Source organism: Roseateles sp. UC29_93 (assembly GCF_042695725.1).
Lineage (GTDB): Bacteria > Pseudomonadota > Gammaproteobacteria > Burkholderiales > Burkholderiaceae_C > Roseateles > Roseateles noduli_A.
Map to the genome: position 1 here is coordinate 2,304,618 of NZ_CP170545.1, position 24,328 is coordinate 2,328,945.

At 66.7% G+C, this 24,328-nt stretch carries 18 protein-coding genes and 3 pseudogenes; 8 read left to right on the top strand and 13 right to left on the bottom strand.

What is annotated here, in order from left to right; translation table 11 throughout:
* The first annotated feature begins 166 nt into the window (after positions 1-166).
* The 5 genes and pseudogenes from ACFJIX_RS10715 to cobA all read left to right on the top strand — a co-directional run bounded on the left by ACFJIX_RS10715 (position 167) and on the right by cobA (position 8,113).
* A pseudogene (locus tag ACFJIX_RS10715) lies at positions 167-1,487 on the top strand (nitrate/nitrite transporter).
* A 50-nt stretch (positions 1,488-1,537) separates the two neighbouring features.
* Positions 1,538-3,979 carry a nitrite reductase large subunit NirB gene (gene nirB, locus ACFJIX_RS10720; RefSeq protein ID WP_377161710.1) on the top strand — a complete coding sequence of 814 codons (2,442 nt, stop codon included), beginning with the start codon at positions 1,538-1,540 and terminating at the stop codon, positions 3,977-3,979.
* Positions 3,980-3,989: 10 nt separating this feature from the next.
* Entirely contained in the window at positions 3,990-4,370 is a 381-nt protein-coding gene (nirD, locus tag ACFJIX_RS10725) for a nitrite reductase small subunit NirD (RefSeq protein ID WP_377159815.1), read from the top strand.
* Positions 4,371-4,383: 13 nt separating this feature from the next.
* Positions 4,384-7,208, top strand: a pseudogene (locus tag ACFJIX_RS10730) (molybdopterin-dependent oxidoreductase).
* Positions 7,205-8,113 (top strand): uroporphyrinogen-III C-methyltransferase, encoded by a 909-nt coding sequence (gene cobA / locus ACFJIX_RS10735; RefSeq protein WP_377159817.1) that lies wholly within the window; start codon positions 7,205-7,207, stop codon positions 8,111-8,113. Before ACFJIX_RS10730 ends, cobA begins: the two are co-directional and overlap by 4 nt.
* On the opposite strand, the gene ACFJIX_RS10740 is transcribed toward cobA, so the two are convergent.
* The 3 genes from ACFJIX_RS10740 to ACFJIX_RS10750 form a co-directional block, all read right to left on the bottom strand.
* Positions 8,081-9,253, bottom strand: a complete 1,173-nt coding sequence (locus tag ACFJIX_RS10740) for a YbfB/YjiJ family MFS transporter (protein ID WP_377159819.1) — start codon at positions 9,251-9,253, stop codon at positions 8,081-8,083. The two genes, cobA and ACFJIX_RS10740, sit on opposite strands and share 33 nt — an antisense overlap.
* Before the next feature lie 23 nt (positions 9,254-9,276).
* The gene (locus ACFJIX_RS10745) at positions 9,277-9,714 is read right to left on the bottom strand and encodes a hypothetical protein (protein ID WP_377159821.1); all 438 of its coding nucleotides are present in this window, start codon (positions 9,712-9,714) and stop codon (positions 9,277-9,279) included.
* A 109-nt stretch (positions 9,715-9,823) separates the two neighbouring features.
* Complete coding sequence (locus ACFJIX_RS10750; RefSeq protein WP_377159823.1) at positions 9,824-11,695, bottom strand: methyl-accepting chemotaxis protein; 1,872 nt, start codon at positions 11,693-11,695, stop codon at positions 9,824-9,826.
* Between the two features lie 178 nt (positions 11,696-11,873).
* Between ACFJIX_RS10750 and ACFJIX_RS10755 the strand changes: the two genes are divergently transcribed.
* Entirely contained in the window at positions 11,874-12,656 is a 783-nt protein-coding gene (locus ACFJIX_RS10755) for a type III pantothenate kinase (RefSeq protein ID WP_377159825.1), read from the top strand.
* A gap of 100 nt (positions 12,657-12,756) precedes the next feature.
* Positions 12,757-13,080 (top strand): hypothetical protein, encoded by a 324-nt coding sequence (locus tag ACFJIX_RS10760; RefSeq protein ID WP_377159827.1) that lies wholly within the window; start codon positions 12,757-12,759, stop codon positions 13,078-13,080.
* Positions 13,081-13,083: 3 nt separating this feature from the next.
* On the opposite strand, the gene ACFJIX_RS10765 is transcribed toward ACFJIX_RS10760, so the two are convergent.
* The 5 genes and pseudogenes from ACFJIX_RS10765 to ACFJIX_RS10785 form a co-directional block, all read right to left on the bottom strand.
* Entirely contained in the window at positions 13,084-13,479 is a 396-nt protein-coding gene (locus tag ACFJIX_RS10765; RefSeq protein ID WP_377159829.1) for a tautomerase family protein, read from the bottom strand.
* A gap of 202 nt (positions 13,480-13,681) precedes the next feature.
* A complete protein-coding gene (locus ACFJIX_RS10770; RefSeq protein WP_377159831.1) occupies positions 13,682-14,101 on the bottom strand; it encodes a YybH family protein in 420 nt (139 codons plus the stop codon).
* 102 nt (positions 14,102-14,203) lie between these two features.
* Positions 14,204-14,452, bottom strand: a complete 249-nt coding sequence (locus ACFJIX_RS10775; protein ID WP_377159833.1) for a hypothetical protein — start codon at positions 14,450-14,452, stop codon at positions 14,204-14,206.
* Positions 14,453-14,591: 139 nt separating this feature from the next.
* A pseudogene (locus tag ACFJIX_RS10780) lies at positions 14,592-15,424 on the bottom strand (oxidoreductase).
* A gap of 42 nt (positions 15,425-15,466) precedes the next feature.
* Positions 15,467-16,039: a nuclear transport factor 2 family protein gene (locus ACFJIX_RS10785; protein ID WP_377159835.1), complete on the bottom strand. Its 573-nt coding sequence runs from the start codon at positions 16,037-16,039 to the stop codon at positions 15,467-15,469.
* 152 nt (positions 16,040-16,191) lie between these two features.
* Here ACFJIX_RS10785 and ACFJIX_RS10790 point away from each other — a divergent pair, with 152 nt between their 5' ends.
* On the top strand, positions 16,192-17,184 hold the full coding sequence (locus tag ACFJIX_RS10790) for a LysR family transcriptional regulator (protein ID WP_377159837.1): 993 nt from the start codon (positions 16,192-16,194) through the stop codon (positions 17,182-17,184).
* 35 nt (positions 17,185-17,219) lie between these two features.
* Here the strand turns inward: ACFJIX_RS10790 and ACFJIX_RS10795 are convergent, their stop codons facing one another.
* From ACFJIX_RS10795 to hslU, 5 genes are all read right to left on the bottom strand, one after another.
* Positions 17,220-18,044 carry a DNA polymerase beta superfamily protein gene (locus ACFJIX_RS10795; RefSeq protein ID WP_377159839.1) on the bottom strand — a complete coding sequence of 275 codons (825 nt, stop codon included), beginning with the start codon at positions 18,042-18,044 and terminating at the stop codon, positions 17,220-17,222.
* 66 nt (positions 18,045-18,110) lie between these two features.
* A complete protein-coding gene (locus ACFJIX_RS10800) occupies positions 18,111-18,737 on the bottom strand; it encodes a LysE family translocator (protein ID WP_377159841.1) in 627 nt (208 codons plus the stop codon).
* 227 nt (positions 18,738-18,964) lie between these two features.
* Positions 18,965-21,007: a hypothetical protein gene (locus ACFJIX_RS10805; RefSeq protein WP_377159843.1), complete on the bottom strand. Its 2,043-nt coding sequence runs from the start codon at positions 21,005-21,007 to the stop codon at positions 18,965-18,967.
* A gap of 293 nt (positions 21,008-21,300) precedes the next feature.
* Positions 21,301-22,800, bottom strand: coding sequence for an SIR2 family protein (locus ACFJIX_RS10810; protein ID WP_377159845.1), 1,500 nt, complete (start codon positions 22,798-22,800; stop codon positions 21,301-21,303).
* A 159-nt stretch (positions 22,801-22,959) separates the two neighbouring features.
* Complete coding sequence (gene hslU, locus ACFJIX_RS10815) at positions 22,960-24,309, bottom strand: ATP-dependent protease ATPase subunit HslU (RefSeq protein WP_377159847.1); 1,350 nt, start codon at positions 24,307-24,309, stop codon at positions 22,960-22,962.
* Positions 24,310-24,328 lie beyond the last annotated feature (19 nt).

Sequence of the window (24,328 nt, forward strand, 5' to 3'; positions counted from 1 at the left end):
GTCTCCGGCGTGGCGCAACGACGCGCCGCACCCGCGCGGGGCTCCGGTCCCGCGGTCTTCGCGCCGGATCGCCCGCGATCCGATGCCTCATCCGTCAGAAGGCCTCGCCGAGCCCCGCGCTCGACGCGGCCTTTTTTCGTTTCCAGCCCCCCACAGCAATTCCGCCATGGCAGCGTTCCGCACCTTCCTGCGCTCCGGCCACGCCCCGACCCTCGGCGCGGCGTTCCTGTACTTCGCCTGCTCCTGCTGCATCTGGGTGCTCAACGGCGCGCTCGCGCCCTTCATCAGCGAGGCCTACCAGCTCACCGCCGCGCAGAAGGGGCTGATGCTGTCGATCCCCATCATGGCCGGCGCGCTGATGCGCTTCCCGCTGGGCGTGCTGTCGCAGTACATCGGCCGCAAGAACGCGACGCTGGTGGAGATGGCGCTGATCGCCGTCGCCATGAGCTACGGCTACTTCATGGTCGAGAGCTACGGCGATCTGCTCGCGATGGGCGTGCTGCTGGGCATCGCCGGCGCGAGCTTCGGCGTGGCGATGTCGCTGGGGGTCGGGCTGGTACCCGCCGAAGTACAAGGGCCTGGCGATGGGCCTGGTCGGCGCGGGCAACGTCGGCACCGCGGTGTCGGTGCTGGTGGCCCCGCCGCTGGCGCAGTGGCTGGGCTGGCAGAGCGTCTACGCGATCGCCGCCGCCGCGATCGCGGTGCCGATGGTCGTGATGGTGGTCTTCGCGAAGGAGCCGCCGGACGTCGACGCCCACGCCGGTCTGCGCGAGCACGTCGCCTGCCTGTTCGAGAAGGACGGCTGGGCCTTCAGCCTGCTGTACGCGGTGACCTTCGGCGGCTTCATCGGCCTCACCACCTTCCTGCCCACCTACTACCACGACCAGTTCGGCGTCTCCAAGATCGCCGCCGGTCAGTTGACGATGCTGGCGGCGTTCATGGGCGCGGCGGTCCGTGTCTTCGGCGGCGCGCTCTCGGACCGCTGGGGCGGCGTCAATGCGCTGACGGTGGTGTTGGCGATGGTGACGGTCTCGCTGCTGCTCATCGGGCCGGCCAACGGCTCGCTGGTGCTGACGACGGTGCTGCTGGTGGTCTGCTTCGGCGCGCTGGGCGCGGGCAACGGCGCGCTGTTCCAGCTGGTGCCGCTGCGCTGGCCCGCGGCCACCGCGGTGGCCGGTTCGATGATCGGCGAGATCGGCGCCCTCGGCGGCGGCGCGGTCCCCAACCTCATGGGCCTGTCCAGGCAATGGGCCGGCACCTACGCCTGGGGCTTCGCGGCCTTCGCCGTCTTCGCGCTCGCGATGCTCGGCCTGCTGCGCGTGATGCAGGCCCGCTGGACCCGCACCTGGGTCGGCGCCGGCGGCCGCGCGCATCCCTCCGCGTCCACCGAGGCGCCTCTCTCACTCCCTCTCCCGCTTGCGGGAGAGGGCAGGGGTGAGGGCCGGGCTCTCCCGACCGCCACCTTCCGCATGGAGCGCTCCGCATGAACGCCACCACCGAACTCGCGCCTCTGAACACCCCAGCTGGAGCCCCTGCCATGAAGAAGATGAAGCTCGTGATGATCGGCAACGGCATGGCCGGCGTGCGCACGCTGGAAGAGCTGCTGAAGATCTCCCCCGACCTGTACGACATCACCGTCTTCGGGGCGGAGTCCCATCCCAACTACAACCGCATCCTGCTCAGCCCGGTGCTGGCCGGCGAGCAGACGCTCGACGAGATCATCCTGAATCCGCTGTCCTGGTACGAGGACAACGGCATCACGCTGCACCTGGGCAAGACGGTGACGACCATCGACCGGGTCCGCCGCAAGGTGGTCGCCGACGATGGCACCGAGGCCGAATACGACCGTCTGCTGATCGCCACCGGTTCCAACCCGTTCATCCTGCCGGTGCCCGGCAAGGAGCTCGCGGGCGTGATCGGCTACCGCGACATCACCGACACCAACACGATGATCGAGGCGGCCGCGAAGTACCGCCACGCCGTGATCATCGGCGGCGGGCTGCTGGGCCTGGAGGCGGCGAACGGCCTGATGCTGCGCGGCATGCAGGTCACGGTGATCCACATCGCCGGCTGGCTGATGGAACGGCAGCTTGACGACCAGGCCGGCGACCTGCTGCGCAAGTCGCTGCAGGAACGCGGCCTGCGCTTCCGGATGGGCGCGCAGACGGAGGCGCTGATCGGCGACAAGGACGGCCGCGTGATGGCCGTGCGTTTCAAGGACGGCGAGGAGATCCCCGCCGACCTCGTCGTGATGGCCGCCGGCATCCGTCCCAACACCGCGCTGGCCGAGCGCGCCGGCCTGCACTGCCAACGTGGCATCGTCGTCACCGACACGCTGCAGACGGTCACCGATCCCCGCGTGTACGCCGTCGGGGAATGCGCCGCGCACCGCGGCATCGCCTACGGTCTCGTGGCGCCGCTGTTCGAGCAGGGCAAGGTCTGCGCGAACCACCTGGCGCAGTTCGGCATCGGCCGCTATCTCGGCAGCCAGACCAGCACCAAGCTGAAGGTCACCGGCATCGACCTGTTCTCGGCCGGCGACTTCATGGGCGGCGAGGGCACCGAGGAGATCGTGATGAGCGATCCCTTCGCCGGCGTCTACAAGAAGCTCGTCATCAAGGAGGACCAGCTGGTCGGCGCCTGCCTCTATGGCGACACCGTCGACGGCAGCTGGTACTTCAAGCTGCTGCGCGAGGGCCGCAAGATCGGCGACATCCGGGACAAGCTGATGTTCGGCGAGAGCAACATCGGCGACGTCGGCCACCAGGGGCACAACAAGGCGGCCGCGATGGCCGACAGCGACGAGGTCTGCGGCTGCAACGGCGTCACCAAGGGCGCCGTCTGCAAGGCAATCAAGGAGAAGGGCCTGTTCACGCTGGAGGAGGTGCGCAAGCACACCAAGGCCAGCGCGAGCTGCGGCTCCTGCACGGGGCTGGTCGAGCAGCTGCTGATGTTCACGGCCGGCGGCGACTACTCGTCGGCGCCGAAGAAGAAGGCGATCTGCGGCTGCACCGACCTGAGCCACCAGGAGGTACGCGACGCCATCTTCGACGAGCACCTGATCAAGCTCGGCGACGTCTACGCGCGCCTGAACTGGAAGACGCCCAACGGCTGTGCGAGCTGCCGGCCGGCGCTCAACTACTACCTGCTCTCGTCGTGGCCCAAGGAGGCCGTGGACGATCCGCAGTCGCGCTTCATCAACGAGCGCAGTCACGCGAATATCCAGAAGGATGGGACCTACTCGGTGATCCCGCGGATGTGGGGCGGGGAGACGACCGCCGACGAGCTGCGCCGGATCGCCGACGCCGTCGACAAGTACAAGATCCCGACGGTGAAGGTGACCGGCGGCCAGCGCATCGACCTGCTGGGCGTGCGCAAGGAGGACCTGGTCGACGTCTGGCGCGACATCGGCATGCCCAGCGGCCATGCCTACGCCAAGGCGCTGCGCACGGTGAAGACCTGCGTCGGCTCCGAGTGGTGCCGCATGGGCACGCAGGACAGCACGCAGATGGGCAAGGACCTGGAGCGCGCGATGTGGCGGATGTATGCGCCGCACAAGGTCAAGTTCGCCGTCAGCGGCTGCCCGCGCAACTGCGCCGAGGCCGGCATCAAGGACGTCGGCATCATCGGCGTGGACTCCGGCTGGGAGATGTACGTCGCGGGCAACGGCGGCATCAAGACCGAAGTGGCGCACTTCCTCGTCAAGCTCAAGACCTCGGAAGAGGTCATGGAATACACCGGCGCCTTCATGCAGCTCTACCGCAAGGAGGGCTGGTACCTCGAACGCACCGTGCACTACGTGAGCCGCGTGGGCCTGGACCATGTGAAGCGCCGCATCCTCGACGACGCCGAGGGGCGCAAGGCGCTGTGGGCCGAGCTGCAGTTCGCGCTCGACGGCGAGCCGGATCCGTGGTTCGAGTTCGCGAAGGCCCAGGTCGACGTGCGCCAGTTCGAGCCGGTCGCCACCGTTCAAGCGTGAGGAACACCCCATGACGAACTGGATCTCCGTCTGCACCGTGGCCGATATTCCCGTGCTGGGCTCGCGACGCGTCGCCCGCGAAAAGGGCCCGCAGGTCGCGCTGTTCCGCACCGCCGACGACCGCGTCCATGCCTTGCTCGATCGCTGCCCCCACAAGGCGGGGCCGCTCAGCCAGGGCATCGTCTTCGGCAACGCGGTCGCGTGTCCGCTGCACAACTGGACCATCGCGCTGGAGAACGGCTGCGCCCGCGAGCCGGATGAAGGCCGCACGCCGGTCTTCCAGGTGAAGGTCGAGGACGGCGTCGTGCTGCTGGACCGCGATGAACTGGACACGGTCGGCATCGATCTGCCGCCGGTGAAGGCCGGCCCCTGCACCCGGGTGGCCTGCTGAGAGGCCGATGGCGATGAGCCCGGACGTCCGCACCACGCGCTCGACCTGCCCGTACTGCGGCGTGGGCTGCGGCGTGCTGATCGACGCGACGGGGGACGGCGCGGACGCCCGGATCGTCGGCGTGCGCGGCGATCCGGCGCATCCGGCCAACTTCGGCCGCCTCTGCACCAAGGGCTCGACCTTGCACCTGACCGCGACGCCGATGGTGCGCGCGCAGCAGCGCTTGCTGCAGCCGGCATGGCGGGCGACGCGCGACGCGCCGCTCCAGCCCGTGGCCTGGGACACCACGACGCAGCGTCTCGCCGATCGATTGCTGGCGATCCGGGCAGAGCACGGCCCGGACGCGATCGGCTTCTACATCTCGGGGCAGCTGCTGACCAGGATTACCACGCGTTCAACAAGCTGGCGCGCGGGCTGATCGGCACCAACAACATCGACAGCAACTCGCGGCTGTGCATGAGCTCGGCGGTCGTTGGCTACAAGCAGTCGTTGGGCGCGGATGCGCCGCCCACCTGCTACGACGACCTGGAGCAGACGGACTGCCTGTTCATCGCCGGCGCCAACACGGCATGGGCGCATCCGATCCTGTTCCGCCGAATCGAGGCGGCGCGCGCCGCGCGCCCGACGATGAAGATCATCGTCGTCGACCCGCGCCGCACCGAGACCGCCGAGTTCGCCGACCTGCATCTGGCGCTGAAGCCCGGCAGCGACATTGCGCTGTTCCACGGGATGATGCACGCGGCGATCTGGGAAGGCTGGATCGACGCCGCGTTCATCGAGCGGCACACGAGCGGCTTCGACGCGTTGAAGGCGCTGGTGCGCACGACGACGCCGGCCGAGTCGGCGCGGCTGACCGGACTGAATGAAACGGACATCCTGCAGGCGGCGCAGTGGTTCGCGCGGTCGCCGTCGACGCTGTCGCTGTACTGCATGGGCCTGAACCAGAGCAGCAGCGGCGCGGCGAAGAACACGGCGCTGATCAACCTGCATCTCGCGACCGGCCAGATCGGCCGCGCGGGCGCGGGGCCCTTCTCGCTCACGGGCCAGCCGAATGCGATGGGCGGTCGCGAAAGCGGCGGCATGGCGACGCTGCTGCCGGGTCATCGCGACCCGGGCAACGCCGCGCATCGTGCGGAGGTGGCGGCGCTGTGGGGCGTTGACGCCTTGCCGGAGCGGCCGGGCAAGACGGCGGTCGAGCTGTTCCAGGCGGCGGCGCGTGGCGAACTCAAGGCGCTGTGGATCGCGTGCACGAACCCGGCGCAGTCGATGCCCGACCAGGCGCTGGTGCGCGCGGCGTTGGAACGCTGCGAGCTGGTGATCCTCCAGGAAGCTTTCGCGGGCACGGCGACGGCGGCGTTCGCCGACGTGGTGCTGCCGGCGGCGACCTGGGCGGAGAAGGAAGGCACGGTCACCAACAGCGAGCGCCGCATCAGCCGCGTGCGTGCGGCGCTGCCGGCGGCCGGCGAGTCGCGCGCCGACTGGCGCATCGTGCGGGACGTCGCTCGCCGCATGGAGACAGCATTGCGACCGGGGCGGGCCTCGCTTTTCGCCTGGGACCGGGAGGAGCAGCTCTGGCTGGAGCATCGCGAGGCGACGCTCGGACGGGACCTGGACATCGGCGGTTTGAGCTACCCGATGCTGGAAGAGGCACCCCGCCAGTGGCCCTGGCCCACGGGCGCGAACGCGGCGACGACGAGGCTCTACGAGGACGGCGAGTTCGCTCACCCCGACGGCCGGGCGCGCTTCATCACGAAGCCCTTCGCGCCGACCGCGGAGGTGCAGGACGCCAGGTTCCCGATGGCGCTGAGCACCGGACGTCTGCGTGACCAGTGGCACGGCATGAGTCGGAGCGGCACGGTCGCCAGGCTCTTCGCTGGCGAGCCGGGGCCGGCGGTGGCGATGCACCCGCAGGACATCGACCGGCGCGGCTTGACGGCCGCTTCCCTGGTCCGCGTGCGGTCGCGGCGCGGCGAACTGATCGTGCCGCTTCGCGCGGACGAGGGCGTCGGCGCACAACAGGCGTGGCTGCCCATGCACTGGGGCAGCGAGTTCCTCGGCGGGCGCGGCCTGTCGGGCATCAATGCGCTGACACAGCCGGCGTACTGCCCCGATGCGCGGCAGCCGGAGCTCAAGTTCACCGCCGTGGCCGTCGAGGCCGTCCAACTGCCGTGGCGCGTCTTCGGCGCTGCGTGGGTCGGCCCGGGCGAGGGCGCGGCGCTGCGCAGCCAGCTTCGCGCGTTGATGGCGGAGGCGGATTACGCCTGCTGCCTGCCAGGCCCCGCGCAGGACGCGCAGGAGGGACTGGATGCGATGGAGGGATGGAGCCTGGAACTCGCCTTCGCGGAGCCGCCACCGGCACCGGTGGTGCAGGCGCTGGCGGCGGTGCTGCAACTGAACGGCGTCGGTGTGTTGCGCTACGCCGATGGGCGCCGTGGGCGCAGTCGATCGTTGCGGATCGACGGCGAAGGGACCGAGGCGAGGCTGCAATCGCTGATGCGCGTCGGCGAGGGCGGCGAAGCGGCCTGGCTCGACACGCTCTGGCGCGAGCGTGTGCCGGTGGCGCCGTTCGGGCGCCGCCTGCTGGCGCCCGATGCGGAGTCGCCCGCCGTGCCCGTCAGCCCGCAGGTCTGCAACTGTTTCAACGTGCGGGAAGACGCCATCGGCGCCTGCCTCCGGCGACTGCCGGAGGGCTCGCCCGAAACCCGTCTCGCCGCGCTGCAGGGCGAGTTGCGCTGCGGCACGCAGTGCGGCTCCTGTCTGCCGGCGCTGCGCCGCCTCGTGCACACCAAGGCACCGAGGGTGCCACCCGTCTCGAATGAAGTGAAGGAACCGACATGAGCCCGCTCGACGCCAGCCCACCTCTCGGTCAGGCCGTTCGCACGCCCTGTGTGTCCCTCGTCGGCGCCGGACCGGGCGATCCGGAGTTGCTCACGGTCAAGGCGCTCAAGCGGCTGCAGCAGGCGGAGGTCGTGCTGACGGACGATCTTGTCGACCAGCGCGTGCTGGCGTGTCTGCCGGCCTCCGCGCGCGTGTTGCGCGTGGGCAAGCGCGGCGGCTGCGTGTCGACGGAGCAGCGCTTCATCCACGAACTGATGATCCGCGAGGCCAGGGCCGGCGCGCGCGTCGTTCGCTTGAAGGGCGGCGACCCGTTCGTGTTCGGACGCGGCGGCGAGGAAGTCGACGCGTTGCGCGAGGCAGGGATCGAGGTCGAGGTGATCAACGGCCTGTCCGCCGGGCTGGCGGCGCCCGCGTCGGTCGGCGTGCCGGTCACGGACCGGCGCTGCACGCCGGGCGTGGCCTTCGTGACCGGGCACAACGGCGAGCACGGCGTCGCACCGGACTGGGCGGCGCTGGCGCGCAGCCGGCTCACGCTGGTCGTGTACATGGGTCTGACGCGCGCCGCGGTCATCGCTCAGTCCCTGCAGGACGGCGGACTGGCCGCCGGCACGCCGGCGGTGATCGTCAGCGCCGCGCACACGCCGCGTCAGCGCGAGTGCTTCACGACGCTCGCCGACCTGCCTGCCGCGATCGAGCGCGAAGGGCTGCCGAGTCCGGCGCTGCTGGTCATCGGCGACGTGGTGGCGCTGTCGCCGCAATGGCGAACGGACCTGGGCCTGGAGGGCTCGACGTCCGCCCCGGATGAAGTGGCCGCCGTGGCCGTCAGGGCCGCAACGGCCGCAATGGCCGCAATGGCCGATGGCATCGATGACTCACGCGTCGCCGCGCGCTTCCAGGCCGCGTAGTCTGAGCATGATCAGCATGCCGACGGTGAGCACGGCGGCGGTCAACCACAGCGATGCGCTGTAGCTGCCGCTGGCCTGCGCCATCGCGCCCGCGAGCGCCGGCGCGGTGACCTGCGCGACGCCGTAGCTCAGGGTGAGGCGCGCCATCGCCTTGCCGGGATTGCCGGGCGAGCGCCGTCCCACGAGCGCGAGCGTGAGGCTCACCAGCCCGATGAAGGTCGCCCCGTAGAGCAGCGCGCCGGTGAGCGCGGCGGCGAGGCTACCGGACAGCATGGGCAGGACGACGGAGACGATCTGCAGCGCGAAGGCGGCGAGCAGCGCGTTGAGATCGCCGAAGCGGCGGGCGACGCGGTCCCACAGGAACACGGCCGGCGTGGCGGAGAGCCCGACCAGCAGCCACGCCCAGGGGCCCTGACCGTGAAGCAGCGGCTGACGCTCGACGATGGTCACGGTGAACGTGGCGCTGATGACGAAGCCCCAGCCGGCGCAGAAGTAGCCGGCGATCATCCACCGCATCCAACGGGCGCTGGGTGCGCCGGCGGCAAGCGTGGCGGTGGCGGGCGGCGGGACGGGCGGACGCCACCACCAGGTGATCGCGAGCAGCGGCGCGCCGATGACGACGAAGCCCCACCAGTGGCCGGCCCAGTCGAGCGCGAGCCGGTCCATCGTCATCGCGCCGATCGCGGAGACGACGATGCCCAGGCCCAGTCCCATGAAGTGGACGCCGAGTTCCGGGCGTCTGCCGGCGCGCATCAGGAAGCCCAGCACGAGGCCGGAGCCGAGCAGCATGCCGGCGGCGCCGCTGAGGCCGCCGAGGTAGCGGGAGACCGCCCACAGCGCCAGGTTGGGCGCGAGCGGCATCAGCGCGGTGGCGACGAGGCCGAGCAGCATGCCCCAGAAGTACAGCCGCGAGCGCCAGCGCGGATCGTCGATGAGCGCGGCGAGGACGGCGCCGCTCATGTAGCCGGCGTAGTTGACGGCGGCGAGCGTGCCGCCCATCGCGTCGCCGAGCGCGGCCTGCTGCTGCATCAACGGCAGCACCGGCGTGTAGGCGAAGCGCGCCAGGCCGATGCTCAGGATCAGACCGGCGATGCCGCCGGTGGAGACTTGCCAGGGGAGGAGGGGGCTGGCGCTGCGCATCGCTCACGAATCGATGAAGGATGTCAGTCGCGACTAAGGCATTGCGTCATGTCACGACGCTCATGAATCACGTCGATCATGCGTACATGATCTTCGGTCTCAACATTGAAGACCTCCTGAGGGGACTTGTGCCCAACGCGCCAATGACGAAGCCGCGTCATGTTCAATGCCTCTGCCTCGGCTTCCTCAAGCAGTTCGTTGAAGTACTGGTCGTCCGCGAAGCCGGCCGGACCTGACTTGATGCTGTTGATCAGTCGACTCTTCAGCGCCTGCCTTTCGCGATGCTGATGGAGAACCTGGACGACGTATTGAGCGCTGTCGTCATGTCCGTGCGCAAAAGCCTGCTCGTCGAGATAGGCCAGCAGATCGTCGGGCAGTCCGAGGTTAAGAGTAGCCATCGTGGCGATGTGGCGGTCGGAGACGGGAGAGGGGGCGTCGTCGGGATGCGGGATGAAGTGCATGCTACGTCCGCAAGCGTTGGAGGAGGGCAGTCAGCCTAAACCTGTTGCGGACGCTAAAAACCCATTCCCAAAGCAAAACGACCTCTATTCAAGAGGTCGTTGCGCCAGATCAAAAAGTTTCCCAATCGCCGTCGGGAGCAGCCGTTGCGCTGGGTCCCGATGGTTTTGGGGCCGCCGGTCTTGGTGTATGCGACGCGGCGGGCGCTTTCGGCGCGGGCGCCTTGGGGACAGGTCTTGCCACCGGCTTCGGCGCGGACGCCTTGGCCGCGGTCTTCACGACCGGCGTCTTGGTCGCAGTCGATGGCCGCGGTGCCGGCGGCTTCTTCGCGACGGGTGTCGCCGCCGGACGGGGAGCAGTCGCCGGTCTGGCGACCGGTGCCGCGGCACGCGCGATCGGCGCGGGCGCCGCGACGACGCTCGTGGCCTCCTCCTGCGTCGGCTTGGGATCGCTGACCTTGAAGTGCCCCACCAGCGCGGTGAGCTTGCGCGCCTGCTCGCTGAGCGACTCGGCGGCGGCCGCCGATTCCTCGACCAGCGCGGCGTTCTGCTGCGTCATCTGGTCCAGCTGCGACACCGAGCCGTTGACGCTGCCGATGCCCTGGCTCTGCTCCACGGTGCTCGCGCTGATCTCGCCGATGATGTCCGACACGCGCTGCACGCTGGCGACGATCTCGTTCATCGTCGCGCCGGCGTTGCGCACCTGCTGCGAGCCGACCTCCACCTTGGTCACGCTGTCGCCGATCAGCGCCTTGATCTCGCGCGCCGCGCCGGCGCTGCGCTGCGCCAGTGCCCGCACCTCGGACGCGACCACCGCGAAGCCCTTGCCGTGCTCGCCCGCGCGGGCCGCCTCGACGGCCGCGTTCAGCGCCAGGATGTTGGTCTGGAACGCGATGCCGTCGATGGTGCCGATGATGTCGTTGATCTTCTTGGCCGACGCGTCGATCTGCGCCATCGTGCCCACGACGTCGCCCACCGCCGTGCCGCCGCGCTCCGCCACCTCGGCGGCGCTGCCCGCCAGTTGGTTGGCGGTGCGCGCGCTCTCGGCGCTCTGCTGCACGGTGCCGGTCAGCTGCGACAGCGACGACGCCGCCTGCTGCAGGCTGGACGCGGTCTGCTCGGTGCGCAGGCTCAGGTCCTGGTTGCCGCTGGCGATCTCCTGGCTGGCGGTCTGCATGCCGTCGGCGCTTGCGCGCACCTCGCGGATGACCTTGCGCAGCGAGCTCTTCATCGCGGCCAGCGCGCGTTGCACGTCGCCGATCTCATCGTCGCGGTAGTCGCGCTCGACGTGGTACAGATCGCCCTCGCCGATGCGCTCGGCTTCGGACATCAGGGACTTCAGCGGCGCCGAGATCGTCCGCACGAAGTACGCCGTGGCCAGCGCCAGCAGGCCGACGATGACCGCCATCAGCGTCGCCACGCCCCACAGTGTGCGCATCCGCTCGGCGCCCGCGGCCTCGCGCAGCGACGCGGAGCGCTTCTGCTGCAGCGCGACGAAGTCCTGCTGCGCGGCCAGGTACTGCTCGATCGCGGGCACGACCTTCTGCTTGAGCGCCTGATGCGCGCCGTCGTTGTCGCCGCCGGCCTTCAGCTTGTTGGCGTCGTTGCGCGCGGCGATGTAGACCTTGCGCTGTTCGGCGATCTTCGCCATCGCGGCCTTGTCCTCGTCGCCTTCGGCGAGCGCCTCGAGCTGCTTCTGGACATCGTTGATCGTCTCGGTGGTCCGGGCGATGTCGGCCTTCATGGCGTCGGCGACGGCGTTGTCGTTGGCCGCCAGCCCGGCCTGCACGCGGCTGGCGTTGGCCTCGGTGAGGCCGCGCCAGCGCAGCGCGAGTTCGAAGCGCTGCTGCTGCTTTTCCTGTGTCACCTGGGCGACTTCCAGCAGGGCGCGTGTCCGGGAGGCCGCTCCCAGCGTCATGACGACGGTCATGACGGACATGACGGCGACGGGGATCCACAGTCGCGTGGCGATGGAGAACTTCATCGGTCCGGAGCCTTGTTGTTGTGACGACGGCGTTGCCCCGGGATGGGCGACGAGCCTCGATTCAATCCTAAATCGGCTGTCCGGTGCACCGGCTTGAGGACAAACACTGCTAACCTGCCGCCCTGTCCCTCACGGCACCGACATTTCCCCAAGAACCGCACGGATTCGCGCAACGCCCATGAGCTTCCTGGCCATCGACATCGGCAATACCCGCCTCAAGTGGGCGCTTTATGCCGGCCCGCAACCGGGCAGTCCGATGCTGGCGCACGGCGCGCAGTTCCTGGAGAACATCGAGAAGCTCGCCGAGGACGACTGGGCGAAGCTTCCTGCGGCGCCCGGCAGCATGCTCGGCAGCAACGTCGCCGGCGACGCGATGCGGCATCGCGTCGAGGAGCAGATGGAGGAGATCTGGGACATCGAGCCGCGCTGGGTCGCCTCGTCGGCGCAGGCGGGCGGCGTGACCAACGGGTACGACCATCCGGGACGCCTGGGCGCGGACCGCTTCGTCGCGCTGATCGGCGCGCGGCACCATGTGGTGGCACGCGGGCGCGGACAGGCGCCGAAGCCGGCGCTGGTGGTGATGGTGGGCACGGCGGTCACGGTGGACGCGCTCGATGCGGACGGCCGGTTCCTTGGCGGACTGATCCTGCCCGGACACGGGATCATGCTGCGGTCGCTGGAAGGCGGCACCGCCGGCCTGCGCGTGCCGACCGGCGAGGTGCGCGAATTCCCGACGAACACGTCGGACGCGCTCACCAGCGGCGGCAACTACGCGATCACCGGCGCGATCGAGCGCATGCATCGCCACATCCTCAAGCGCTGCGGCCAGGCGCCGGTCACGCTGATGACCGGCGGCGCGGGCTGGAAGGTCTCGCCGGCCCTGGACATCCCGCACGAGCTGATCGACTCGCTGATCTTCGACGGGCTGCTGGCGCTGCAGGCGCATCGGCTGGCGCTCTGACTTCGCGCCCGCGGTTGTCCCCTCGCTGCGGGACGGTGCGGATCGACCCTTGCATGTGACACTGGTTTCGTCCGTCACCGTTCACGCCAGGGAGCATCGAATGAGCGAGATGAAGACCATGTTGCCGCTGATCGCCGCTGTCGTCGGCACGGCGGTGTCGATCGGGCTCGGAGGTTGCGCGACCTCCCATCACCACTGGGAGAAGTCCGACGCGCCGATGTCGCAGGTCGAGAAGGACAAGGCCGAATGCGAGTACGAGGCCAAGGCCGCGACCGCGAGTTACTCGACGGCGAGCTCCGGCAAGGAGAGCGGCAGCCAGGCCATGGGCAAGGCCGTCGGCGACGGCATCGTCATCGCCGAGAAGCGCATCGAGCTGACCAACGAGTGCATGAAGGTACGCGGGTACCGGCCGCGGGCGTCGTGAGCATCACACGTCGACCTTGAATCCGAGGTCGATCTCCGACGCCGGCAGGCCGCCGCGCAGGCCCCAGTTCTCGCGCTCCACTTCGTTGAGCGTGATCGTGATGTGGTCGGCGGGAATGTCGAGCGCGCCCAGGCGCTCGACGATGCTGCGATAGAGGCGACGCTTCGCCTCGATCGTCCGGCCGGCGAAGCCGGTGACCGTGACCAGGGTGTAGCACTCGGGGCGCGACAGACGCGGCGGGTAGATGAACCGGTGCGGCTCGTAGGCGACGAGGCGCACGCAGCGGTCTTCCGCCGGGATCTTGAAGCCTTCGATCAGCGCGTCCTGCACGGCTTCGATCAACTGGACTTCCTGCTCCTGAGCGTAGGCGCGGCGGACTTCGATGAGGGTGCTCGGCATGGGCGTGGCTGTGGAGGGCGACGGGCCCAGCAGCTTATCGCGACCCAGGCGGAGAGAGACGTGGAAGTGCGGCATGACGGATCGGTGTCCACTCGTTGAGGAGACGCCAGTCTCGTCATGCCCTTCGAGGGCAGCATGAGCCCGCGGTGAGGTCGGTGTGAAGTCGGACGCCTCCCGACGTCCTCGGCCCTTCATCGACGCTTCAGCGGCTCACCACCTGCTTGCTCTGGAAGTCGACCGGCACGGACGTGTGCTGATGGACGACACGCCACGTGCCGCCGTCGTTGCGCAGGAGCACGGTGAGGCGGTTCTCCGTGGACCGCAACGGCCGGCCGTCGGCGTCGAGCGCGGCGAACTCCAGCATGGCCGAGCCGCCGGCCACGTGGACATCGTGCCAGGTCTTGACGTCCTTCGCCGTGACGCGCACACGCACGTCCCGGATGCCTTCGAACCAGCCGGCGATCATGCCCGCCCAGTCTTCGCGGCCAGCGAACTCCCAGCGGTCCCAGCTGTCGAAGACCTGGACATCCCCGGCGTACAGGCCGACGAAGCGCTGCAGGTCGCGGTCGAAGACTGCCGCGGCGTAGTCGCGCAGGAAGGTGTGAACGGGATCGTCGGTCATCGCGGGCTCCTGGAGTTCATCGAAGGTAGATGACGAACGACGAACGGGATCAGCGGTTTTCGACATGAGCCGGTCGAAGAGGTTCCGCCCGGTCCGGTGCCATCACCGCACGCGCTGCTGATGCCGCGCCCATTCGCGTTTCCACGCCACGACGTTGTACAGCAGCACCGAGGCCGACGACGCCCAGAACATGCCGAGCCAGATGCCGACGACCTTCAGCGTGAAGGCCATGTCGCCGTCGCAGCGGCCGATGGCGTTGCAGGGCGACGGGACGTAGACGTCGATGAGCAGGGCGGTCGAGACGTTCCACACCAGCAGCCCGATGAGCACGGAAGCGAGAAAGCGGTTCATGGCGAGACGAGTCCTTTCCTGAGGTGAAGGACCCAGTCTCGCCATGGGGTTCGAACTCAGCATGAGCCCTGTGTGAGCTCAGGGTGAAGGCAGCGGACGCCGCACGGCAGGCGTCCCGTGCGCCGCGATCACTGCACGATCACTTCGGGAAGTCCGTCGACACCGCCAGCTCACGCCACTGCGCGAGTTCCCCGCGACGAAGGCGTTCTTCTGCTCGATCGCCGCGACGGTGTCCGAGCCGAACGGCATGCGCAGCGGCGGCTGTTCCGCGTCGACGACCTGCAGCAGGGCCTTCGCCAGGCGCGCCGGATCGCCGGGCTGCTGATGGTTCAGTTCCGCCGCGATGCGGCGCACCGCGCCGACCGGCGTGTCGGCGTAGTCGGGGATCGTGGCCGGGGCCGTCGTCAGCGAGCCGCCGTCGAGGAAGTCGGTGCGGAAGTAGCCCGGCTCGACGATCGTCACGTGGATGCCCAGCGGCTTCACTTCATCGGCGAGCGCCTCGCTGATGCCTTCGACGGCGAACTTGGTCGAGGCATAGACGCCGAAGCCCGCAGCGCTGCGATAACCGCCGATCGACGAGATGTTGATCACATGCCCCGCGCGTTGCTGGCGCAACTGCGGCAGCACGGCCCGCGTCACCGCCAGCAGGCCGTAGACGTTGGTGCGGTAGAGCGCCTCGACGTCGGCGGCGCTGGTCTCTTCGATCGCACCGAGCACGCCGAAGCCGGCGTTGTTGACGACCACGTCGATGCGGCCGAAGCGCTTGACCGCCTGCTCGACCGCGGCGCGGGCCTGCGCCTCGTCGGTAACGTCGAGGTTCGCCGCGAGCAGGCGAGGGTGGTCGCCGAATTTGTCGATGATGGCGCGGGCGTTGCGCGCCGTGGCGACGACGTTGTCGCCGCGCTCGAGCGCTTCCTTGACGAACAGGGTGCCGAAGCCGCGCGAGGCGCCAGTGATGAACCAGGTCTTCATGGGGAACTCCTTGTAGGAAAAAGGGGGTGAGGGCAGGGGGACTCAGTTCGCCGCGATCGGGTTCTGCCGCCAGAAATCGTCGAAGGCGATGCTGTCGAAGAAGGCCGTGACGCGGACGGCCTTGCCGTCGCGCATCGTCAGCATCCAGACGTAGCTGTTCGTGTAGGGCTTGCCGGCGTTGGTCGTGCCGGCTGCGGAGAAGTGCGCGACGACGGTTTCGCCGTCCGCGTGGATCGCATGGATCGTGCGCGGCCGGAAGCGGTCCGGCGACTGCGCGAAGCGCGCGCCGAACGGGCCGAGCACCGTGCGGTTGAGTTCATCGCGGCTGCGCGTCGTGCCGGCGACGAGGGAGTTGCCGGTGATCGTCCATTCGATGTCGTCGGCGAGCATCGGCTGCAGCGCGCCGTAGTCGCCGCCCATCCAGCGGCGCAGCATCGTGTCGACGGCGGCCTTGTTGGCGGCGGCAATGGCGACGGCATTGGAAGCGGCATCGGCGCTGGCCTGAGCCTTCGCCAGGGCTGCTGCGGTCGCGGCGCGGGCTGCGGGAATCGCCATCGCGAGCGACGCGATCACGGCGCCCGTCATCACGGCGGAAACAAGTCGGGTGCTGGTCATGGTGCGGTTCCTTTGCTGGTCGTCTCCCGCCGCCTGGTCGATGGCGTCGCGGTATGGAACGAACTCTAGGAACCGGCGATTGATGCGTCTATGCTCAGGAATTGAAACGAGCTAGTGGCGAATCTTCATGAATAAGCGTTCGGACGGTCCCCGTGACTGAGCGTCCCAGCCTCGCGGAGCTGACCGCCTTCCTGGCGATCGTCCGCCATCAATCCTTCCGCGCGGCGGCGGATGAGCTGGGGATGTCGCCGTCCAGCCTGAGCCATCTGGTGCGGGGTTTGGAGGAGCGGCTCGGCGTGCGCCTCTTCAATCGCACGACGCGCAGCGTGGCGCCGACCGATGCCGGCCAGCAGCTCGCGCGCGACGTCGGGCCGATCCTGGCGGAGCTGGACAACGCGCTGGGCGACCTGGGCTCGCTGAGCGGGCGCACGTCGGGCCGGCTGAGGATCAACGTCTCCGAGATCGCGGCCGGCGAGTTGATGCGGGACATCGTGCCGACGTTCGTCGGACGCCATCCGGACGTGCAGCTGGACCTGGTCACCGAGGGCAAGCTGGTCGACATCGTCGCCGAAGGCTTCGACGCGGGCGTGCGGCTCGGCGAGGCGCTGCCGCAGGACATGGTGGCGGTGCCTTTCGGCGGCGACGTGCGATTCATCGTGGTCGCTTCGCCGGACTATCTCGCGAAGCACGGCACGCCGCGCACGCCGGACGCGCTCGCGGAGCACCGCTGCCTCCGCTTCCGCCTGCCGAGTGGAAAGATGTACCGCTGGGAGTTCGAGCGCCAGCGGCAGTCGCTGAAGGTCGACGTGCCGGGCTCGCTGACGCTCGATCACATCGGGCTGATGGTCGAGGCCTCGGCGAAGGGGATGGGCCTCGCGTACGTCTGGTCGACGAAGGCCGAAGCGGAGATCGCCGCTGGCCGCCTGGTGACGGTGCTCGACGACTGGACGCCGCCGATCCCCGGCCATCACCTCTACTACCCCAGCAGTCGCCTGATGCCCGCGGCGCTGCGAGCGTTCATCGAGGTGATCCGGGAAGTCGAGGCTCAACGCGCGCCGGCGAAGGCGCGGGTGACGGCGACGTCGGCGCTGGGAAAGGCGAAAGGTCGGACAACGGCTGCCAAGGCGCCCGCGAAGCGGGGCTGAAGCGCGCGCTCAGGAGCCGGCGACGAAGTCGCCGATCACGCTGGCTCCCAGCATTCCCGCAGCACGTCGCGGAACAGTTCGGACAACAGCGGCTCCACTTCGGGTCGATCCTTGGCCGGAAGCTCCAGACCTTCGACCCGCGCCAGCTCCCGCTCGATGAAGCGCTGGATGGGAACGACCTGCGGCGACAGGCCGAGCTCCGGCGTGTGGCGCTTGAGCGCCAGCAGATCGTCGATCGCCGCCGGCAAGCCTGGCTCGTCGGCGATGGTCTCGAGGAGCCGATGGAATTCGATCGGCGCGGGCTGCTGGTGGCGTTCCAGCCAGCGGACCGAGAGCAGCGGTCGCAGCACGTAGAAGTACTTTTTCAGCGGCACTTCATCGGCCTGCAGGTAGCCGCGGAAGTTGGTCTTGGCCATGCTGCGGTAGTGATGGATGCCGCGCACGGTCGAGTACACGATCGGCAGCAGCTCGCGCGCCCGCGGGTGGAAGCTCGTACTGCTCTCGTAGACGATCGGCGACTGGATCCACTCGACGAAGCCCGGATTGGAGCTTCGGAACAGCCGAAGGGCCTTGCGCAGGTCCCAGCCGTTGATGTCCATCTCATCGACGATCGGGTACTCGATGACGTCGCGCTGTTCTTCCAGGCCGACCGACAGGTACCAGTCCGTCCGGTTCGCGTAGATGAAGCGCGCGTCGAAATCGCTGTTCGGCGACGCGAAACCCCAGGCGCGACTGCCGGACTCGATGGCCAGCAGCACGCGGACCTGGTGCTCGGATTCGGCCGCCCGAAGCCGGGCGTGAATCTCGGTCCGGGCGGATTCGGGGATGACGGAGATGTCGGTGGTCGGAACGGCGTTCATGGACGCCATTCTCTACGTCCAGCCCGTGTCAGGACATGAATCGAGAACAGCGCTGACGCGGTGGCATCAGCGCTGCTGCACCGCGACCTTGAGCCCCAGCGACACGAAGATCGTCCCGATGATCTTGCCCTGCCAGCGGCTGAGCCAGGCCACCCGCTTGAGCAAGCGTCCGAGCGGCTTGATCGACAGCGCGACGGCCGTCGTGTAGAGGCTGCTCATGACGACGAAGATCGCGCCCAGGACCGCGAACTGCACAAAGCTCGAGCCCTTCTCCGGATGCACGAACTGCGGCATGAACGCTAGGAAGAACAGTGCCGTCTTGGGGTTGAGGACTTCCGCCGGGATCGCTTCCAGATAGGCGCGCAGCGGGCTGATCGGCGCCAGGGTCGGCAGCGAGGGATCAGAGGGTTTGGACAGGAAGGCCCGGACGCCGAGGTAGACCAGATAGGCGGCGCCGACGTACTTCACCACGTTGAACGCGAGCGCCGAGGTCATCAACAGGGCCGAGAGCCCGACCGCGGCGAACAGGGTGTGGACGAAGTCGCCGGTGGCCACGCCGAGGCCGGTCATCACGCCCACCTTGCGACCGCCTTGCACGGTGCGGCTCAGCACGAGCAGCACCGCCGGGCCGGGGATCAGGAAGAGACCGAGGACGATGACGACGAAGGTCGCCAGGGTGGTGACGTCGAACATGGAACTCCTTGTGGCCGCGGCACTGCGGATCGGCGGAGTCTACGGAAATCCCGCCGGGCCTGCAGTGCGCGGCCTTGTCCGTCACCGGCCGCAGTGCCAAGCGCGCTTGTGCGCGTTGAAACTGAAGTTGCGCGGCCGCCGCTCCAGCATCGCCGTCAGCCAGGGCGCGCTGATGCGCCGAACTCGTTGACGAAATTGATTTATCAGACGGAGTGCCGTAAATGTCGCTAGCGAGAAATTACACGACTGACGTCTAGAAGGCGGATAAATCGAGAGTCATCCGAGAGGGAAGGCCTTGCAGCTGCGATGGATTCCAAGCACTGCTTGAGATCTCTTGCGTCCCATTGGAGTGATTTCACCAGGATGTCAGCGAGCTGTAGAGACTCAGTTGGAAAGCGCGTGGGCAGTCCAGATTGGCGCAACTTGCGGAGCGCGAAGTGAGGCTGATCGAGCGGAGCTAGCCAGTCATGGGTGACGCGGAGTGCCTCCGGAAACTTTTCACCCGCGGCAATGATCAGGCTGGCAATGTGATTGCCAATTGCCTGGGAGGCGTATCTCCTATCTTTCGGCCAAATGTGCATCCAGACTGGAAGTATTCGAGTCTGCCAGTACTCTTCCCGTCGTTCACCAGCGCCCTCTTGTGCGCGCGCCAGCGTAGCCGCTGCTCGATGGAGGCCATCTTGCGGGAGGCTTGCCATTGCTTGACGGAGTTCGTCTCTACTGAAACCTTCTGTCGGTTGGGCTGGACCGATGGCGAGGTACGTCAGGAAGGCGGCGAACTGCTCTGAATGCTCTCCCAATCTCTGGAAATGAGAAGGTGTTTGAAGTAAATAGGGCTTCATTTCCAGGAGAAGCGGCATGTAGAGACGAGGAGACCAAAGGAATCCTTCCCAAGCCGCCTTCGCCTCTTCCGGATCTGACTCCCAATTAAATAAGGGGAGTAAAAATGAAGTTGTCCAATCTCGGTCTATACGGAATAGGGCGATCAAGCGCGAAGCCAGTACGACGCGGCCATGCCGGTTCTGCGGTCGCGACGACTCGAACAGACGATCGAATCGAACTCTCGAGTTCGATGGGAGCCCCTCTCCGTCGCCCGGGTTGCGACTGAACCAGTGATTGAGCAGCCCCTGTGTGACATGACCTATTGGATGATTGATTGCGCGTGTCACCGGCGCATCCGTGTCGACAGCCTCGGCGTACTCGCCGTCAAGAATCCGATCGCACAAGAGAAAGAAGTTCTCGTCGTCATCAGTGACCGCAGAACCAATCGTCTGAATCCAATACGAGACATTCCTGGCTACAACGTTGAACGCAGCGTCGGGCATCGCGGCAATCAATCCGGAGACCCAATGCCAAGCTTTCGAGGCAAGTCCAGGTTCAGACCAGGCCTGAAGGGCTTCCTTCCAGCGTTCGGCAGGCCAGATGTTCTCTTTGCTTAGATCTCCAAGGGCCATTGCAGTGTGGAAGAACCGAGATCTGCAGGTGTCTCGCCACGTGTCTTCATAAAAGAGTCCTTGAGTCGATGATGAGTCCTGCTTGATCCATGCAACGATCTCGTGACGCCTTCGAGGCGCTGACACAATCTCGCGGAGCTGTTCAAAGTCGTCTTCACCGGACCCTGTCATCCAATGAGAAAACTCATCTGATAGGTTGTCCGCAAGCTCCCAGTCCGGGTGCTTAGCCGTGATGCGCTTCAATCGTGTCGCCGCGCCCTTGCCGAGCACTACGCCAACCGAAGCCAACTTTGCGAGGCGAAGCCAAACAGCGTGCTCCGCTACGAGTTGCTTCTGCTTCTGAGCTGCCGCGTTGGACAACGTTGCCATCGCACTCTTAATGACCAGCGAGCCTTCTAGTCGAGCTTGAGTTCGCTTGTCCAGCGAGTTTCCGCGGAGCACGAGCAGGCGTAGAACTTCCCGCTGGGTCTCTGCTGACCACAACGTGCCTCCACCGTCTCGTAACAACCAATCAACCCATTCTGAGGAGGCAATCGTTGCCGGTTGACTCGCTGCGAAAAGGGCCAAGCGCTTAAAGCTCGCATAGCCGACAGAGAACCATCCGCGAGCAATGAGAGCCGCGCGCTCGACATCCTGTTCGTTAATTCGAAGCCATCCGTCGCGCAAGAGCTCTATGAGGATTACCCACTCACGGAAACCGCGATTCTGATGGTGTGGTTCGACCGAAGGGAGATCCCAAAACGATCGATCAGAAGTAGTGGTGGCATCTCCAATTTCAATCTGTAGTTCAACGGCCTCGCGAAGCAGCTGCTCCAAGTCGGGTACGAGCGCAGCTAGGAGATCGATGATCCCTGGGTCACGCTCCCTATCAGACAAAAGCGACTGAACATGATCGGCCGCCAACGCGGGCTCCCAATCAAGCACGAGTTGAACTCGTTGCCGTTCGTTGCCGAGTTCAATTGAAGGAGCAGAGTCGAGTCGCCATGATCGACGTACTTCGAGTCGAGGTTCCAGAAGGTGGCGAAGTTCTGCTCGTACTGAACCCGTTGGCCCAAGCACTTTGGCTCGCTCAATCCATCCATGCAGGTCTTGATAGTGGTTCGTCGCTTTTAGCCGACCACTGCAGATACATCCCGCCAGAGCGTCCGTAGAGTGGGACTTGGAATTGCGCTCGGAGAACGCTCGAGCAGCGCAGTGATTGTGACTTCGTCGCCTGCGGCTTCAAGCTTTTCAACCGCCGCGATATCCGACTCGACGCTCGACTTGAAGCCTGGGTGTGGGACGATGCCAGTCTCTACGAGCCAGAGTAGTAGTTCTGGGTCGCCCAGATGCCGCAGTAGCCAGCGCGACACTTGGTGCATCACTGGATCGAGGATGTGGACCTGTGAAAGCTGTGAGCACAGTGCCATCCACGGTGAATGGGTGTACGGGGAAGGGCGTTGTAAGAGGCTAAAGCGCAACTTCGCGTCAGATTCGGGATTTGGGGTGACGCCAAATCTGACGAGGTCTGAGTGGCGAAATCGACGATCCGAAAATGCCTTGAGCCATCGAAGCGGGGGGGAAGGCGTCATCTCGGCAAAACGTTTGGCTGGGAGACCATCGGAATGTGCGAGAGCCCAAAGCATGCGACCAACGAAATCGTCTTGCGGCGTGCTCTCTGAGGGATTGGCAGAAGCATGCTCTGCGACGATGGCTTCTTTCCCCAGTGAACCTGCCTGATAGGTTTTCGACCACGCATCCAGTGTGCGCGGCATTGCAGAGTGATCTTTCGACCCACGAGCATCTTTGCTCACTTGGTAGAGGACTGGCTCGACACCCTTCGCACGCCACTCATCTTCCACGGCTCGTTTGTTATCGTCTTCGAATGAGCCAAAGGCATAGGCCTGTGGAGTGATCTCCCCCAACATGCGGTCGGCCGCGAGTGCGTCCATCATGTAGCGCAGCACTGGATCGTTGATGCTGTAGCCCACAAAGCAAACGACATAATTTCGGAACAGTTCAGTCACGAAACGTGCGGCCCACCTTTCGATCAAATAGGCCAGGCCAAAATCCCCGCTGGTCACCACCAAGCGGTTGAGCGCATGAGCATCGTCGATGATCGGCTGCAGACCGTGCAGGTAGACAAGCCCGTCCCACCGCGAGTTCTTGGGGATCGGTAGGGACGGTGCTGAATAGACGCTGTGCCTTCGCCGCTGTCGACTGGCCACGGTTTCGAAGATTCGGTCGAAATTGGTGGTGACGAGTCGTAGCGCGCCACTCCTATCTCGCGCAAGGCTGAGCAGAGCCTCATGCGTGGTCGTCGCGCCTGTGCGTCTCAATCGAGGTTGAAGAGACTCGACCATCGCTCTTCGTACCGCCAGCCGCCCGCCTTGATGTCGCCGCTCTAAAAGGTCCAACGTTACGTCGAACTGGGATCTGTCAAACGCTCCTCGTTCAAGATGATTCATCGACATGCCAGTCTTGTCGAAGATCTGTTCCACCAGTCCCCTAAACAGCGGCAAACCCGCCGGATAGGAGATCCCGGCGCCGCAGAAGAACACGACTCGACCCTCTTCTTGAGCCTGGATAAGTTCTTCCGGAACATCCGGCCCGTTGATCACAAATTGCATCTCGCCTCCCTCTGTCTGATTCTGTTTCTCTGGCACTTGAGCGTTCGTTGCCACTCTCTTGCTGCATCGGACACTGTTCTACATAGAAACGGATTTGCGCTCGCAAAAGCGACAAAAAAAAGCCGGGCTAGGCCCGGCATTTGGGAGGCAGGCGTTGCCTTACAAGATGAATCTGCTCAGATCCTCATCCTGCGCCAGCGCGCCCAGCTTCTCGTCGACCTGCGCGCCGTCGATCGTCACCGTCTTGCCGGCGTGCTTGTGCGCGTCGAAGCTGATGTCGTCCAGCAGCCGCTCCAGCACCGTCGCCAGGCGGCGCGCGCCGATGTTCTCGGTGCGCTCATTGACCTCGTAGGCGATCTGCGCCAGCCGGCGGATGCCGTCGGCGCTGAGCTCCAGCGTCAGGCCTTCCGTCGCCAGCAAGGCCTGGTACTGCTTCACCAGGCTCGCGTGCGTGCTCGAGAGGATCGCTTCGAAGTCGCCCACCGACAGCGACTTCAGCTCCACCCGGATCGGGAAGCGGCCTTGCAGCTCGGGGATCAGGTCGCTGGGCTTGCTCAGGTGGAACGCGCCCGAAGCGATGAACAGGATGTGGTCGGTCTTCACCATCCCGTATTTCGTGTTCACCGTCGTGCCCTCGACCAGCGGCAGCAGGTCGCGCTGCACGCCCTGGCGCGACACGTCCGCGCCGCCGCTGTGCTCGTTGCGGGTCGCCACCTTGTCGATCTCGTCGATGAAGACGATGCCGTTGTCCTGCGCCATGGCCAGCGCGGCGGTCTTGATCTCGTCCTCGTTGACGAGCTTGCCGGCCTCTTCCTCGACCAGCAGCTTGCGGGCCTCGGCGATCTTGAGCTTGCGCGTGGTCTTCTTCTCCTGCCCCATCTGCGAGAACAGGCCCTTGAGCTGCTCGGCCATCTCCTCCATGCCCTGCGGCCCGAGGATCTCCATGGAGGGCTTGGCCTCGATCAGCGCGATCTCGATCTCCTTGTCGTCCATCGAGCCTTCACGCAGGCGCTTGCGCATGACCTGGCGCGCGGTGTTGTCCACGCCGCCGCTCTCCGTCGCCGAAGGGGCGAAGCCGGTCGAGGATCGCGGCGGGGGGACCAGCACGTCCAGGATGCGCTCTTCGGCGGCGTCCTCGGCCCGCGCGCGCTGGAAGCGCATCTGGCGCTCGCGCTCCTGCTTGACGGCGATGTCGACCAGGTCCCGCACGATGCTGTCCACGTCCTTGCCGACGTAACCGACCTCGGTGAACTTCGTCGCCTCGACCTTGATGAAGGGGGCATCCGCCAGCTTGGCCAGGCGGCGCGCGATCTCGGTCTTGCCGACGCCGGTCGGGCCGATCATCAGGATGTTCTTGGGCGTGATCTCGCCGCGCAGCTTCTCGTCCACCTGCTGGCGACGCCAGCGGTTGCGCAGCGCGATCGCGACGGCGCGCTTCGCATCGGCCTGACCGACGATGTGCCGATCGAGTTCGGAGACGATTTCCTGCGGGGTCATGCTGCTGCTCATTGGAGCCCCTCGTTCGATG